Source organism: Streptomyces sp. S07_1.15 (genome assembly GCF_020739505.1).
GTDB classification, from domain to species: domain Bacteria; phylum Actinomycetota; class Actinomycetes; order Streptomycetales; family Streptomycetaceae; genus Streptomyces; species Streptomyces xinghaiensis.
Genome location: NZ_JAJBZK010000001.1, coordinates 5121667 through 5136954, shown reverse-complemented (window position 1 = coordinate 5136954; position 15288 = coordinate 5121667). Strand labels below are relative to the sequence as shown.

The following is a 15288-nucleotide window of genomic DNA, read 5'->3' as shown; positions in this document are numbered from 1 at the left end:
CACGCACTCCGGGACCGGCACGGCGGCGGCTCCCGGACACCACCCGGCGGAAGCCCTCGTATACCCGTTCGCCCCCCGCCAACACCCCTGCCATACCTCGCCAATCGGGACATGCGGGGCCCGAACGTTGACACTTCTCCCGGGGCGGTGGTGGGCTCGGTTCCGGTTGCCCGGGGTTCCGCCCCGGCAGGGGCGGGCGGCCGGCAGGTCTGGACAGGGCGAGGAGACAACCGTGCAGTTCCGGCTCACCGGCCCGCTCGGGGGCGGCACAGACGACGGACGGGGCGATTCACGGCCGGCGGACGGGCCCGCCGGACCGGGCCGGCGGAGCGCCGGGCTGCGCCCCCGCGTCGCCGGGGCCACCGCGCTGGCCGCCGCGATGATCGGCGGGCTCGTCGGAACGGCGCCCTCCGCGGCGGCGGCGCCCTCCCCCGCGGGCGACTCGGCCTCCACGGCCGAGGAGCGCAAGGGCGACACCTCCGTACCGTCCGTCTGGCCCCGTCCGCAGGATCTGCGCGCCCAGGGGAAGCCCGTCCACGTGACCGAGCAGGTCGCACTGGTGTCCGACGGCGACGCGGACCCGTACGCGCTCGACGCGCTGCGCGCCCTGCTGCGCTCGGCCGGCGCCCGCAGGGTGCTCGACGTCCGCCCCGGCGGCGAACTGCCGCACGGCGCCCTGGTGGTGCGGGCGGACGCGCCGGGCGCGGCGGAGGCACTGCGCGCCCTGCGCGCACCGTCGGCCGGTGATCTGCCGTCCGGCGGCTACCGGCTGGCCGTCGGCCGGACCGGCGGGCGGGACACCGTCGCCCTCACCGGCCGGGGCGGCGACGGTCTCTTCCACGCCGTGCAGACACTGCGTCAGCTCGTCGTTGAGTCCGGCGACCGTGACGATGACAGCCGCGGCGGCAGCGACAGCGGTACGGCGGACCGGGCCGGCCGCTCCTTCGCCGGTGCCGTCGTCCGCGACTGGCCGGGCACCGCCGTGCGCGGCGTCACCGAGAGCTTCTACGGCACCCCCTGGACCCGGGAACAGCGGCTGGACCACCTCGACTTCCTGGGCCGCACCAAGCAGAACCACTACCTCTACGCGGCCGGCGACGACCCGTACCGGCAGAGCCGCTGGCGCGACCCGTACCCGGCCGGGCAGCGCGGCGAGTTCCGCGCGCTCGCCGAACGGGCCCGCGCCAACCATGTGACGCTCGGCTGGGCGGTCTCCCCCGGCCAGGCCCTCTGCTTCTCCTCCGACGACGACCTCAGGGCGCTCACCCGCAAGATCGACGCCATGTGGGCGCTGGGCGTCCGCGCGTTCCAGCTCCAGTTCCAGGACGTGAGCTACAGCGAGTGGCACTGCGACGCGGACGCCGAGCGGTTCGGCTCCGGCCCGGAGGCCGCCGCCGGGGCGCAGGCCCGCGTCGCCAACGCCGTCGCGGAGCATCTCGCCGACCGCCACCCCGGCGCCGCCCCGCTGTCGGTGATGCCCACCGAGTACTACCAGGACGGCACCACCGCCTACCGCAGCGCTCTCGCGGGAGCGCTCCGCCGGGAGGTGGAGGTCGCCTGGACGGGCGTCGGCGTCGTGCCGAAGAAGATCACCGGCGGTCAGCTGGCGGACGCCCGCGAGGCCTTCGGCCACCCCCTCGTCACCGTGGACAACTACCCGGTCAACGACTTCGCGCAGGACCGGCTCTTCCTCGGCCCGTACCGGGGCCGGGAGCCGGGCGTCGCCGTCGGCTCCTCCGCCCTGCTGGCCAACGCCATGGCACAGCCGACCGCCTCCCGCCTCCCGCTCTTCACGGCGGCCGACTTCTCCTGGAACCCGCGCGGCTACCGGCCGCAGGAGTCCTGGCAGGCGGCCGTCGACGCCCTCGCGGGCCCGGACGCCCGGTCCCGCCGGGCGCTGGGCGTCCTGGCGGCCCACGGCGCCTCCTCCGGGCTGGGCGGCAAGGAGTCGGCGTATCTGCGGCCCCTGATCGACGCGCTGTGGACGGCCCACAGCCGCGGCGACCGCGAGGAGCTGGAGACCGCGGCCGAACGGCTGAGCGAGGCCTTCCGTGTCATGCGCCGGGCGCCGGAGCAGCTTTCCGGGCCGGCCGGCGAGGAACTGGCGGCGGACCGCGAGGCCGGTCCGTGGCTGGCGCAGCTCGCGCGGTACGGCCGTGCGGGCGAGCGCGCCGTGGAGATGCTGCTCGCACAGGCGCGCGGAAACGGCGGGGCGGCCTGGCGGGCACAGCTCGAACTGCAGCGGCTCCGCAAGGAGATCGCGGACTCCCCGGCGACCGTCGGCGAGGGCGTGCTCGATCCGTTCCTGAAGAAGGCCGTCGGGCGCGCGGACGCCTGGACGGGCGCCGACCGGGCGCGTCCCCGTGAAGCGGTCACGGAACGCCCCGGGGAACTCCGCGTCGACCTGGGCGGCACCCGCCCGCTGGCCGCGGTGACCGTGCTGTCCGCCCCGGACCGGGACACCGAAGCGGTCGTGGAGGCCCGTGTGCCCGGCGAGGGCTGGCGGAGCCTGGGCCGGCTGTCCGGGGAGGGCTGGACGCAGCTCGGCGCGGAGGACGTCCGCGCCGACACCGTACGGCTGACCTGGCCGCGCGGCGACCGGTCCCCGGAGGTGCGGGGCGTGGTGCCGTGGTTCGCCGACCTGCCGGACGCCCGGCTGGACCTGGCGCGCGGGGAGACGGACGTCACGATCGGCGGCGAGGAGAAGATCCCGGTCGAACTGACGGCGGAACGCCCGGCGGACGTGCGCGGCCGGCTGGTCGCCACGTCCCCCGAGGGCATCGAGGTGAAGGTCCCGCAGGGCGTCACCGTGCGGCGGGGCACGAAGACCGAGGTGCCGGTGACGGTCTCCGTCCCGGAGGACACCCCCGCCGGTTCGTACGAGGTGCCGTTCGATTTCGCGGGCGAGAAGCGGACTCTGACCGTACGGGCGTTCCCCGAGACCGGCGGGCCGGATCTGGCGCGCGGCGCCACGGCCACCTCCTCGGGCGACGAGACCGCCGACTTCCCGGCCCCGGCGGCCGTCGACGGCGACCCGGCGACCCGCTGGTCCTCCCCGGCCGAGGACAACGCCTGGTTCCAGATCGAGCTGGACCGTCCGGCCCGGGTCGGCCAGGTGGTGCTGCACTGGCAGGACGCGCACGCGGCCCGCTACCGCGTCCAGGTCTCGGCCGACGGGCGCGTCTGGCGGGACGCGGCGGCCGTGCGGGACGGCCGGGGCGGCCGGGAGTCGGTGCGGATGGACGCGCCCGGCACCCGGTTCATCCGCGTCCAGGGCGAGCAGCGCGCCACCCGGTACGGCTACTCGCTGTTCTCCGTGGAGGCGTACGCGGTCGGAGGCTGAGCCCCGGCGGCGCCCGCGCCGTCCGGCAGCCGCCCCGGCGCCCCGCGCACGAGCGGTGGCCGCCCCGCTCCTCCCCGGCGGCCCGGGGCGGGACGCGGCGGCCCGGCAGGCGCAAGAGGGCCCGGATCTAGGCGGATATGCCGTCGATCCGGGCCATCGCGTCCTCGGCGCCGTAGGGCTGCAGATAGGGCAGCCAGCGTGGGTCCCGATGCCCGGTGCCGATGATGCGCCAGGCCAGCCCGGAGGGTGGCGCGGGCTGGTGCCGGAGCCGCCAGCCCAGCTCGGAGACATGCCGGTCCGCCTTGACGTGGTTGCAGCGCCGGCAGGCGGCGACCACGTTCTCCCAGGAGTGCTGGCCGCCGCGGCTGCGCGGGATGACGTGGTCCACGCTCGTCGCGGTGGCGCCGCAGTAGGCGCAGCGCCCGCCGTCCCGGGCGAACAGGGCCCGCCGGGTGAGCGGGACGGGCCCGCGGTAGGGCACCCGTACGAAGCGCTTCAGACGGACGACGCTGGGCGCGGGGACCGTCTGGGTGGCGCTGTGCATCAGGGCGCCGGAGTCCTCGAGGCTGACCGCCTTGCCGTTGAGGACGAGCACGAGGGCGCGGCGGAGCGGTACGACGCCGAGCGGCTCGTACGACGCGTTGAGGACCAGGACATGCGGCACGGTGCCTCCTTGTACGCCGGCGACGCGTGGCTCGCGCCGGGACGATCTGCAGACAGTTTCCCCTCAGCCCAGGTGATGGCGCCACCAGGTCCGCGTAACGCATCAGGAGTGTTTTCGACCACACGGGGTTCTTCCCCCGCAGGAAGAGCTCTCTCCCTCGAACGGAACGAACAGGTGGACCGCCCCGTCCCGTTAGTCTGGTTGGTCTGCCGGCCGGACCGTCCGGTGCCACCGGGCGGCCGGGTCGTTCACGGAGGGTTTCGCTGTGTTGTCCAGGTTTCTCGCCGATGCCACCACTCCCACCGCGCCGACGCTCCGCGAGGCCCAGGAGAACGCCGGCCAAGCGGCCGGATGGGTGGAGGAGAACTGGTCCGTCTGGCTGGGCGCGGGGCTGCGCATCCTGCTGATCATGGTGGTCGCCTTCGTCCTGCGCTCCGTCGTCCGGCGCACCATCACCAAGTTCATCGCCCGGATGAACCGCGGCTCCCAGGCCACCGAAGGCCTTCCGCTGCGCGGTCTGCTGGTGAACGCCGAGCGGCGCCGCCAGCGCTCCGAGGCGATCGGCTCGGTGCTGCGCAGCGTCACCTCCTTCGTCATCCTCGGCACGGCGGCCCTGACGGTGCTGTCCGTGCTGAACATCAATCTGGCGCCGCTCCTCGCCAGCGCCGGCGTGGCCGGCATCGCCCTGGGCTTCGGCGCGCGCAACCTCGTCACCGACTTCCTCTCCGGCGTCTTCATGATCCTGGAGGACCAGTACGGCGTGGGCGACGTGGTCGACGCGGGCGTCGCCAGCGGCGAGGTGATCGAGGTCGGCCTGCGCGTGACCAAGCTGCGCGGCGACGAGGGCGAGATCTGGTACGTCCGCAACGGCGAGATCAAGCGGATCGGCAACAAGAGCCAGGGCTGGGCCACCGCCTCCGTGGACGTCCATCTGCGGCCCGAGGAGGACCTGGAGAAGGCCCGCCGGACGATCGCGGAGGCCGGTGAGCGGATGGCCGCGGAGGAGCCGTGGAACGAGCGGCTGTGGGGCCCCGTCGAGGTGCTGGGCCTGGAGTCGATGACCCTGGAGTCCGTGGTGATCCGCACCTCGGCCAGGACCATGCCGGGCAAGCGGCTCGGGGTGGAGCGGGAACTGCGCTGGCGCATCAAACAGGCTTTCGACGGGGCGGGCATCCGGATCGTCGGCGCCGAGCCCGAGCCGGCGGACGGGGCCCCGCGGCCGGACCCGCTGGCGGGTGTGGCGCCACCGTCGGCGCTGGCCAGCTCCACCTCACCGCAGTCCGTCAACGCCTCGCCGCTGCCGCAGAGCCCGCAGACCGCCTCGCCCTCCCCGGCGTCCGGTCCCCACCTGTCCAAGTAACGGCCCGCACAGCGGCCCGGTCCGGGGCCGGTCACCGGCCCCGCCGGAGGAAGGGAAGGGAAGGCCATGCGGCTCGCGGTCGTCGGCGGAGGCTCCACCTACACCCCCGAACTCATCGACGGTTTCGCCCGGCTGCGCGACGTCCTGCCGGTGGACGAACTGGTGCTCGTCGATCCCGCGGCGGACCGGCTGGAGCTCGTCGGCGGCCTGGCGCGGCGCATCCTCGCCCGGCAGGGCCACCCCGGCCGGATCGTCCTCACCGGCGACCTGGACGCCGGGGTGGAGGGCGCCGACGCGGTCCTGCTCCAGCTCCGCGTCGGCGGTCAGGACGCGCGCCGGGAGGACGAGACCTGGCCGCTGGAGTGCGGCTGCGTCGGCCAGGAGACCACCGGCGCGGGCGGTCTGGCCAAGGCGCTGCGCACCGTCCCCGTCGTCCTGGACATCGCCGAGCGGGTGCGGCGGCGCAGCCCGCACGCCTGGATCGTCGACTTCACGAATCCGGTCGGCATCGTCACCCGCGCGCTGCTCACCGCCGGCCACCGGGCCGTCGGCCTGTGCAACGTGGCCATCGGCTTCCAGCGGCGGTTCGCCGCGCTGCTGGACGCCGACCCCGCCGACGTCTCCCCGGACCATGTCGGCCTGAACCACCTGACCTGGGAGCGCGGGGTGCGCCTGGGCGGCACGGACGTGCTGCCGAAGCTGATCGCCGAGCACGGCGACACCCTGGCGGACACCCTGCGCCTGCCGCGCACGCTCCTCGAACGGCTCGGCGTCGTCCCCTCGTACTACCTGCGCTACTACTACCGGCACGACGAGGCCGTACGGGAACAGCGGGAGGGCACCTCGCGCGCCGCCGAAGTGGCCGGGATCGAACGGCGGTTGCTGGAGATGTACGCCGACCCGGCGCTCGACCGGAAGCCGGAGCTGCTGTCCCGGCGGGGCGGCGCCTACTACTCGGAGGCGGCGGTGACGCTCACCGCCTCACTGCTGGGACGGCAGGGTACGGGCACGGGCGGCGGCACTTCGGTCGGCGGCGGCCCGGGCGGCGGGGAGGATGTGCAGGTGGTGAACGTCCTCAACCACGGCACCCTGCCGTTCCTGCCCGACGACGCCGTCATCGAGGTCCCGGCCGCGGTCGGCCCGCACGGCGCCCGCCCGCTGCCGGTGCGCCCCCTGGAGCCGCTGTACGCGGGCCTGGTCGCCCAGGTGACGGCGTACGAGCAACTCGCCCTGGAAGCGGCCCTCAGGGGCGGCCGCGACCGGGTGTTCGAAGCGCTGCTCTGCCACCCCCTCGTCGGCCAGATCGACCGTGCCGAACAGCTGACCGACTCCCTGCTCGCACACAACCGGCACCACCTGGCATGGGCGTGAACCCCGGCACCGCGCCACCGGCCCCGGACGGCGACGGGCCCCCGCCGGACTCCGTCTCTCCCGCCGGGCCACTCCCGGCAGCGGTCCTCGCCTTCGACGCGGGCAACAGCAAGACCGACGCCGCCCTCGTCGCCGCCGACGGCCGTGTCCTCGGCACCGGCCGGGCCGGGGGCTTCCGGCCGCCCGCCACCGGCATCGACGCGGCCGTGGACGTCCTCGCCCGCGCGGCCGCCGGGGCGGCGGAGGCGGCGGGGCTGCCGTTCGGCCGCGGGCCGGTCGCCGAGCGGGTGTCGGCCTGTCTGGCCAACGCCGACCTTCCCGTGGAGGAACGGGCCCTGCGGGACGCCGTGGCGGCACGCGGGTGGGGACGCGCCACCGAGGTCGCCAACGACACCTTCGCCGTGCTGCGCGCCGGGGCGGACGAACCCCGGGGTGTCGCGGTGGTGTGCGGGGCCGGCATCAACTGCGCCGGGATGACCCCGGACGGGCGGACCGCCCGCTTCGCGGCCCTCGGCCCGCTCTCCGGAGACCTCGGCGGCGGCAGATGGCTCGCCGACGAGGCGGTCTGGTTCGCCGCCCGCGCCGAGGACGGGCGGGGCGAGCCGACGGCACTGGCCCGCGCCCTCCCCGCGCACTTCGGGCTGACCACCATGGCGGAGCTGATCGAGGCCGTCCACCTGGGCCGGATCGGGGCGGGACGCCTGCACGACCTGGTACCCGTGCTCTTCGCGGTGGCCGCCGCCGGCGACTCCGTGGCGCGGTCGGTCGTCCACCGCCAGGCCGGGGAGATCGTCACCCTGGCGCGCGTGGCGCTGGAGCGGCTCGGCCTGCTCGGCGAGGAGACCCCCGTCCTCCTCGGCGGCGGTGTGCTCGCCGCCCGCCACCCCCTCCTGCACGACGCGATCACCCGGCTGCTGGCCGAGCGGGCGCCGAAGGCCGTCCCCCGCGTGGTCACCGCTCCCCCGGTGCTCGGCGCCGCCCTGCTCGGCCTGGACCGCACGGGAGCACCCGCGGGCGCCCGCGCCCGCCTGCGCGAGCACTACGGACACCGCGCCACCCCCGGGTGAACCCCCTTCCGCCACCCCGCCGATGTCCGGTGACAGGCCGCAACACGGCGCGCACCACCGCGAATCGGCGCGCACCTGGCAGGATCGGCACGGCGGGGCGCGTAAGGCGGACGAGACCGGGGAGTATGACAGCGCGCCGCGGAAGGTGATCGGGGACGGCGACGCCACGGCGGCCGCCACGCACACAGGAGAGGTGATCGATGGGGGTCCCGGGATCCAACCCCGGCGCCACGGGGGAGCCTCAGGGTCCGGTCATGGACGTGGACGAGGCCGACCGCGCCCTGGCACGGCTCTGCGCGGAGCACGAGGCGATCGAGACCTCGCTGCTCGCCCTCCAGGACCACGCGGGCCGCCGCCTGCTGGAGGGCGCCGAGCTGACCGGTGTCACCAAGAGCCGCTGGGCGGCCACCGAGGAGGTCATCGGCTTCCTCTGGACCTGTTTCGACGCCTGCACCGCCACCCTGGACCGGGCGCGCGAGCTGCGCTCCCGGCGGCGCTGGCCGACCGACGGCGAACTGGCCGAACTCACGGCCCTGGTGCGGGAGGCCGGCGTCGTCCTGCCGCCCTCCGGGGACCCGGCTCTCGCCGGTGACGCACCGGAGCCCGGCGAGCGGATGACGCTACGGACCGCCATCGGCCGGATGAACAGCGGCTACGCGCAGGCCTTGGAGGTGGTGGTGGCCGCCGAGGCCGTCTGGTCGGCGCTCCCCGCGCGGATCGACATGCTCTCCGCCGAACTCCGGCGCACCCGCTCCCTGGCGCACTCCGTCGGCGTCCGCCCCGGCGAGCACCCCGCGGGCGACCGCCTGGAGCGCATCACCGACGAGCTGACGGCGCTCCGGGCCGAGGTGGTCTCCGACCCGCTCGCCTACTGGAAGCCCGCACGCGGCAGTTCGGCTCCCGGCGGAGGCCGCCCCGACACCGCCCGCTACGACCGCGAGGCCCGCGCCCTGGAGGACGTCCGGCGCGAGATCGAGGCCGTGCTCGACGTACGGCAGGACGCCGAGCAGCGGCTGCACCGGCTCCGGGACGTGCTCTCCCGCGCGGACCGCACGCTCACCGAGGCCCGGCAGGCCCGCGGCGAGGTCCTCGCCAAGATCGCCGCATCGGAGGTGCCCGCGGTGAGCGGCCCGCCGACCGCCCTGCACGAACAGCTGTCCACCGCCGCCTCGTACCGCCGGCACGGCCAGTGGCACCGGCTGTCCCCGCTGCTCGACAGCCTCGAACAGCGCGCCGAGGACGAGCTGTTGCGGGCCCGCGAGTCGCTGACGGCGGTGACGGCCCCGCTGGCCGTACGGGCCGAGCTGCGCGGACGCCTCGACGCCTGCAAGGCGCGGCTCACCCGGCAGGGCCTGGCCGGTGACCCGCTGCTGGCCGAGCGGTACGACACCGCCCGCCGCATGCTGTGGAGCGCCCCGTGCGACCTGCGGGCGGCCGAACGCGCGGTGCTGCGCTACCAGGAGGCGGCCGCGGAGGCCCTCATCCCGCGCCGGCGGAGGCCGGAGGAATGAGCGACCGCCGCCACCCCGGCCGCGCGGCCGGTCACGGTCTCCCCGGCACCGGAGCGGCGGGCGCCGCGGCCGGCACCACCAACGCTCCCGGCGCGCCGGTGCCGCCGGGAGCCGACCCCCCTCCCGCACTCTCGGTACGGAGCCCCATGGAACCGGACGACTACCCGCTCGCGGCACCGCGTTCGGCCCCGGCGGCCGACCCGCGCGCCCTCTGGACCCCCGACGCCCACCACGGCGCCGACGACCACGGGACCGGTGCACCCGGGCCGCAGGGCTCGAACGGCTCGCACGGAGCGGAGCAGCCGGACCACCCGGCGGACGCCGCCGCGACACGGCCCAAGGAGACGCCGGCCCCGGCGGCCCCGGAGACCCCGGTCCCGGAGAACACGGCCCCGGAGAACACGGCCGCCGGTACGACGGGCGCCACGGCCGGCGCCGCCGACGGCACGGCCGGCGCCGCGGCGGACACCGGAGCGACCGCCGGCCCGGCTGCCGGTGCCCCCGGCGGCAGCGGCACCACCGGCGCGCCGTGCGTCGCCTGCCGCAAGGGCACGGTCGGCCGGGACGGTCACTGCGAACACTGCGGCCACGCGCAGCCCCGGGAACGCGACCACGTGGAGAGTGAACTCGCCGGGGCCGTCGCCGCGGTGACCGACCGCGGCCTGCGTCACCACCGCAACGAGGACGCGTTCACGCTCTGCGAGACCGCGCTGCCGGACGGCACACCGGCCGTCGCGGCCGTGGTCTGCGACGGTGTCTCCTCGGCCACCCGCCCGGACGAGGCCTCGGCCGTCGCCGCGGCGGCGGCCCGGGAGTCCCTGCCCGCCGCGCTGCGCTCCGGTGCACCGGTCCGGCAGGCACTGCGCGACGCGCTGGTCGCCGCCGGGACGGCCGTCACCACTCTGTCCGGCGTGGACGGCAGGGACTACCGCTACGGCGAGCCCCGCCCCCACCAGAACGCCCCGGCCTGCACGATCGTCTCCGCTCTCCTCAGCGGCGACGAGCTCACCGTCGGCTGGATCGGCGACAGCCGGGTGTACTGGGTGCCGGACGACCGCACCGCTCCCGCCCGGCTGACCGAGGACGACTCCTGGGCGGCGCAGATGGTCGCGGGCGGGCTGCTGACGGAGCGCGAGGCGTACGCCGACCCCCGCGCCCACGCGATCACCGGCTGGCTGGGCGCCGACGCCTACGAACTCGCCCCGCACATCGCCACGTTCCTCCCCGACCGGCCCGGAGTCGTGATCGTGTGCACCGACGGTCTGTGGAACTACGCCGAGAGCGCCGGGGAGATGGCCCTGGCGGTACCGGCCGACGCCCGCACCCGTCCGCTGCCCGCGGCGCGAGCTCTGGTGGGCTACGCCCTCGACGGCGGCGGCCACGACAACGTGACCGTGGCCGTCCTCCCGTTCACCGGCGCCCCCTCCGGCGCCGCGGAACCGGCCGGCGGGGCGGACACGGCCGGCGAGGCGACGGCCTGACCCCGGTCGCCGCCGGGCAGCGCGCCTCCGCGCCGCTTCCCCGGCCCGGGCGGACGGTGCGGGCGCGGAGGTCACCCGGTGCGCGGGCCTCCCGGCGGCCCGCGCACCGGTGGGCGGGTTTCGTGCCCGCCGCCGGCTCCCCGGAAGCGGAGCGAACCGTTCGGTCACCGCACGCCTCCTGGAACTAGAGGACCGTCACACCGCCCCGTGGTGGTGGGCGCGCCGTCCGCGACGACCGGTACTGTGCGACTGAAGACAAGCACCGCGGAAACCGACGAGCTGACGCTCCGAGACGCGCTCCTCCCGAACGGCGCGCGTCAGGCAGTGACACACCCGGAGGGCTCTGAAGGGCCACGGGGAAAGGGGGAAGCACCGACATGCCGACCTGTCCGAACGGTCACCAGTCGGGGTCCGACAACTGGTGCGAGGTCTGCGGACTTCTCATGCCGGGCGCCGGCGCGCCCGCGGGATCCGCACAGCACGCGCCCCCGCCGCCTCCCGCACCGGGCGGTCCGCCGCCCGGTCCTCCCGGAGACCGGCAGGGCGGTCCCGGACCGCACGGCGCCCCGGGGCCGCAGGGCTCCCCCGGCGGCTACGGCTACCCCGCTCCCCAGCAACCGCCGCCCGGGCCGCCGCCCCAGGGCCCCGGCCCGTACGGCATGCCGCCCGGCGCGCCCGGCTCCCAGCCGGAGCAGTGCCCGCGCTGCCGCCGGCCCCGCGAGGCGCGGGCGTCGTTCTGCACCGAGTGCGGCCACGCCTTCGACGCCCCGCCGCAGGGCGGCTTCCCGCCGCCTCCGCAGCAGCCGGGCCAGAGCCTGCTCCCGCCGGCCTTCCAGCAGCCGCCGGCCCAACACCAGCATCATCAGCAACAGCACCAGCCGCCGCAGCCGGGCCGGCCGCCGCAGGACTCCGGTTACCCCGGCCCGCCGCCCCAACAGCCCGGCCGGCCCGGCGAACCCGCGGCCCCCGGCGCGGGCCCCCGGCAGTCCGCCCCGCAGCAGGCGCCGCCCGCGCCGCCCCGGGAGGCCGGCCCGCCCGGCGGGTTCCCGCCGCCCCCGCCGGCCCCCGCGCCGCCCGGCCAGGGCTTCCCCGAGAACGACTGGACCCTGCCGCCACCGGGACCGGCAGCGCAGCGACAGCACCCGCCGCAGCAGCCCGCCCCCGCCTTCGGGGACGACCCCGCCTTCGGTGACCACGCCGGCTACGGAGGCGGCCCCGGCTACGGCGCCCCGCCGCCCGGGCCCGAGGACCGGCGGCAGGACGGGCCCCAGCCGCCCCGTCCGCCCGCGGCCGGGGAGGCGTGGGTCGCCGTCATCGCCCCGGACCGGGAGTACTTCACGGCGATGCTGTCCCGCAGCGGCCCCGAGGCGGCCCAGCTGAACCTGCCCGCGTACTCGCCCGAGCAGCGCCTTCCGCTGGACGGCCCCCAGATCACCATCGGACGGCGCCGGCACAGCACGGGCGAGGCCCCGGACATCGATCTCTCCCAGTCCCCGGAGGACCCGGGCGTCTCCCATCAGCACGCGATGCTGGTGCGGCAGCCCGAGGGCGACTGGGCGGTCGTGGACCAGGACTCCACCAACGGCACCACCATCAACGGCGGCGAGGAGCCGATCCAGCCGTATGTGCCCGTCCCGCTGCGCGAGGGCGACCGGGTCCATGTCGGCGCCTGGACCACCATCACGGTCCGCCGCGGCTGACGCCTCGCCCGCCCCCGGGCCCCGGCCGGGCCACGAGCAGACCGGCCGGGGCTGCCCGGAGGGCGGACCTACGTCCCCGGACTTCGTCCGGTGCGTCTGAGAGCATGGAGGGGTGAAAAGGATTCCGCGCGGCACGCTTCAGGAGCAGACCTTCTACGAGCAGATCGGCGGGGAGCCGACCTTCCGGCGGCTGGTGCACCGCTTCTACGAAGGGGTCGCCGAGGACCCCCTGCTGCGGCCGATGTACCCGGAGGAGGATCTGGGACCGGCCGAGGACCGGCTCGCCCTCTTCCTCATGCAGTACTGGGGCGGCCCCACCACGTACAGCGACAACCGCGGCCATCCCCGGCTGCGGATGCGGCACGCACCCTTCACCGTGAACCGGGCGGCCCACGACGCCTGGCTGCGCCATATGCGCACGGCGCTGGAGGACCTGGAACTCTCCCCGGAGCACGAGGAGCAGTTCTGGAACTACCTGACGTACGCCGCCGCCACACTGATCAACACCGACGACGAGGCATGAGGGCAGGGCTCTCGCAGCCCGTCCCCCGGGGCCCCGGTCCGCCGCCCGAAGGCGCTGGGCCGGGGTTCCGGGCCGGGGCCCGCCGGGCTCCGGGCCGGGTGGGCCCGGCCCCGGCTCAGACGGCTCAGAGCCGCCGTTTGCCGCTCAGATAGGCGAGGACCGCCCGCACCCGCCGGTTGTCGTCCTCCGACGGCGCCAGGTCGAGCTTGGCGAAGATACTGGTGGTGTACTTGCTGACCGCCCCGTCGCTCAGGACCAGTTCCCGGGCGATGGCGGCGTTCGACCGGCCCTCCGCCATCAGTTCCAGCACCTGCTGCTCGCGGGGGGTGAGCCGGGCCAGCGGTTCGTCGCGGGCGTTGCTGGCGAGGAGCTTGGCGATCACCTCCGGGTCCATGGCCGTACCGCCCTCCGCCACCCGGCGCACCCCGTCCACGAACTGCGCCGAGTTGAACACCCGGTCCTTCAGCAGATAGCCCACCCCGCCCCGGCCGTCGGCCAGCAGCTCCCGGGCGTACAACTGCACGATGTGCTGGGAGAGGACGAGCACCGGCAGGCCGGGCTGTTCGAGGCGGGCCGCCAGGGAGACCTGCAGCCCTTCGTCGGTCTGCGTCGGCGGCAGCCGGACGTCCACCACCGCCACGTCCGGCCGTTCCTCGCGCAGCGCCCGGGCCAGCTCGGGGCCGCTGCCCACGGCCGCCGCGATCTCGAAGCCGTGGGCCTCCAGCAGCCGGATCAGGCCTTCTCGGAGGAGGTAGAGGTCCTCGGCGAGGACAACGCGCACGGTATCTCCAGGGTCAGCATCGTGGGTCCGCCGTGCGGACTGCTCAGGGCGAGGACGCCGTCGAAGGCGGCGAGCCGGCGTTCGACGCCGCGCAGCCCGCCCCCGTCGGTGAGTTCGGCGCCGCCGTGTCCGTCGTCGGTCACCGAGACGCGCAGCGCCTCCCGGGGGGTTCCCGTCTCCGCCGTGTGGAGGTCGATCCACGCCCGTTCGGCACCGGCATGGCGGGCGGCGTTGGCGAGCAGCTCGCACACGGCGAAATAGACGGCGGACTGCAGCGCGGCCGGCACCTCGCCCGCCAGGTCGGCCGTGACCTCGGCGTCGAGCGGGCTGTCGACGGCCACCGCCCGTACGGCGTCGACCAGTCCGCGTTCGGCCAGGACCGGCGGGTGGATGCCGCGCACCAGGCCGCGCAGCTCGGCCAGGGCCCGCTCGGAGGACTCCCGGGCCTGGGCGGCCATCATCCGGGCGGCGGCCGGGTCGCTCTCCGTGAGCTGCTCGATGGCCCCGAGGTTGAGCCCGACGGCGATCAGCCGCGCCTGCACTCCGTCGTGCAGGTCCCGCTCGATGCGCCGCAGTTCGGCGGCCTGGGCGTCGACCGCCTCGGTGCGGGTCTCGGACAGCTCCCGCACCCGCAGGGCGAGCACGGCCTTCCCGGTGGGACGGAGCAGGGCCTCGGAGACCCGGTCGTGGAGCCGCAGCAGCGGCGGTGCCGCCCAGAGCCCCAGGCCGACGGAGAGCAGCCCGAACCCGATGCCGGAAGCCCGGGCGCCGAGGAACGAGCCGAGCCACTCCGAGGCACCGTGCGGATCGCCCAGCACGCCCGGCAGCAGCAGACCGAGGGCTCCGTAGGCCACGGCCGCCGCGGGCAGCAGGGCCAGCAGCGCGAGTGCCGGGCTGAGCACCGCCCAGTGCAGATCGCGCCAGGTCGCGGGGTCGGTGAGGTAACGCTGGAAGGTGCGCTCCAGCTTGCGGTACCGCGGGCCGTGCCAGGCCGCGGGCCATCCGCAGCCGCTGCCCTCGAGATCGCGCCGGATCGCGGGGTCGGTGAGGTGGCGCCGGAAGGTGCGCTCCCCCTTGCGGTACCGCGGGCCGCGCCAGGCCGCGGGCCATCCGCAGCCGCTGTCCCCCGCCTCGCCCTCCGCGGGCAGCGGGGCGTACGGGCTCGGGATGGGTGAGCCCGTCCGCCGGCCGAGCCTGAGCCTTTCGGCGCCGGCCGCCCTGCGCAGACGCTCGACGGCGGGTGGCCAGGCGACGATCAGCCCCAGCCCGAAAGTGAGCACCAGGGCGACGGCCGCCACGGCGGCGGCCAGCGTCGCGTCCGCCGCCCGGTGCGCCGCGGCCACCCCCTGCCCCATCGCGTGCCATCGCTCGGCCAGCCACCCGGCGGCCTGCCGTCGTCCCCGTTCCATGTTCCTCACCATGCCCTGATTCTGGGCGCGGCGGGAGGAGGTGAGCACTCCCCGCAGGCCCCCGGCCGGGGTGGGTCT

Annotated in this window: 11 protein-coding genes; 8 read left to right on the top strand and 3 right to left on the bottom strand. The window is 76.1% G+C overall.

All coding sequences use genetic code 11. From position 1 onward, the window contains the following. Positions 1-379: 379 nt before the first annotated feature. Positions 380-3343, top strand: coding sequence for a beta-N-acetylglucosaminidase domain-containing protein (locus LIX60_RS22000; protein ID WP_227962862.1), 2964 nt, complete (start codon positions 380-382; stop codon positions 3341-3343). 127 nt (positions 3344-3470) lie between these two features. Here LIX60_RS22000 and LIX60_RS21995 read toward each other — a convergent pair whose 3' ends face one another. After that, positions 3471-4007 (bottom strand): HNH endonuclease, encoded by a 537-nt coding sequence (locus LIX60_RS21995; protein WP_019709022.1) that lies wholly within the window; start codon positions 4005-4007, stop codon positions 3471-3473. A 265-nt stretch (positions 4008-4272) separates the two neighbouring features. Here LIX60_RS21995 and LIX60_RS21990 point away from each other — a divergent pair, with 265 nt between their 5' ends. From LIX60_RS21990 to LIX60_RS21960, 7 genes are all read left to right on the top strand, one after another. Next, entirely contained in the window at positions 4273-5367 is a 1095-nt protein-coding gene (locus LIX60_RS21990; RefSeq protein ID WP_227960025.1) for a mechanosensitive ion channel family protein, read from the top strand. Between the two features lie 66 nt (positions 5368-5433). After that, on the top strand, positions 5434-6738 hold the full coding sequence (locus tag LIX60_RS21985) for a 6-phospho-beta-glucosidase (RefSeq protein WP_227960024.1): 1305 nt from the start codon (positions 5434-5436) through the stop codon (positions 6736-6738). Next, complete coding sequence (locus LIX60_RS21980) at positions 6729-7805, top strand: N-acetylglucosamine kinase (protein WP_227960023.1); 1077 nt, start codon at positions 6729-6731, stop codon at positions 7803-7805. Before LIX60_RS21985 ends, LIX60_RS21980 begins: the two co-directional genes overlap by 10 nt. Before the next feature lie 200 nt (positions 7806-8005). Continuing rightward, positions 8006-9316: a hypothetical protein gene (locus LIX60_RS21975; protein ID WP_227960022.1), complete on the top strand. Its 1311-nt coding sequence runs from the start codon at positions 8006-8008 to the stop codon at positions 9314-9316. 146 nt (positions 9317-9462) lie between these two features. Further along, positions 9463-10797 (top strand): PP2C family serine/threonine-protein phosphatase, encoded by a 1335-nt coding sequence (locus LIX60_RS21970; RefSeq protein ID WP_227960021.1) that lies wholly within the window; start codon positions 9463-9465, stop codon positions 10795-10797. Between the two features lie 377 nt (positions 10798-11174). Further along, positions 11175-12497 (top strand): FHA domain-containing protein, encoded by a 1323-nt coding sequence (locus LIX60_RS21965; protein WP_227960020.1) that lies wholly within the window; start codon positions 11175-11177, stop codon positions 12495-12497. Positions 12498-12609: 112 nt separating this feature from the next. Next, positions 12610-13020, top strand: a complete 411-nt coding sequence (locus LIX60_RS21960) for a globin (protein WP_227960019.1) — start codon at positions 12610-12612, stop codon at positions 13018-13020. Between the two features lie 124 nt (positions 13021-13144). Here LIX60_RS21960 and LIX60_RS21955 read toward each other — a convergent pair whose 3' ends face one another. Further along, positions 13145-13801: a response regulator transcription factor gene (locus LIX60_RS21955; protein WP_043459974.1), complete on the bottom strand. Its 657-nt coding sequence runs from the start codon at positions 13799-13801 to the stop codon at positions 13145-13147. Continuing rightward, positions 13753-15222: a sensor histidine kinase gene (locus tag LIX60_RS21950; protein ID WP_227960018.1), complete on the bottom strand. Its 1470-nt coding sequence runs from the start codon at positions 15220-15222 to the stop codon at positions 13753-13755. Before LIX60_RS21950 ends, LIX60_RS21955 begins: the two co-directional genes overlap by 49 nt. Positions 15223-15288: the final 66 nt, after the last annotated feature.

Bases quoted from the DNA above. Each gene is read 5' to 3' on its own strand.
- LIX60_RS21970 (WP_227960021.1), top strand. From the start codon at position 9,463: ATGGAACCGGACGACTACCCGCTCGCGGCACCGCGTTCGGCCCCGGCG.
- LIX60_RS21965 (WP_227960020.1), top strand. From the start codon at position 11,175: ATGCCGACCTGTCCGAACGGTCACCAGTCGGGGTCCGACAACTGGTGC.
- LIX60_RS21980 (WP_227960023.1), top strand. From the start codon at position 6,729: ATGGGCGTGAACCCCGGCACCGCGCCACCGGCCCCGGACGGCGACGGG.
- LIX60_RS22000 (WP_227962862.1), top strand. From the start codon at position 380: ATGATCGGCGGGCTCGTCGGAACGGCGCCCTCCGCGGCGGCGGCGCCC.
- LIX60_RS21985 (WP_227960024.1), top strand. From the start codon at position 5,434: ATGCGGCTCGCGGTCGTCGGCGGAGGCTCCACCTACACCCCCGAACTC.
- LIX60_RS21975 (WP_227960022.1), top strand. From the start codon at position 8,006: ATGGGGGTCCCGGGATCCAACCCCGGCGCCACGGGGGAGCCTCAGGGT.
- LIX60_RS21950 (WP_227960018.1), bottom strand. From the start codon at position 15,222: ATGGTGAGGAACATGGAACGGGGACGACGGCAGGCCGCCGGGTGGCTG.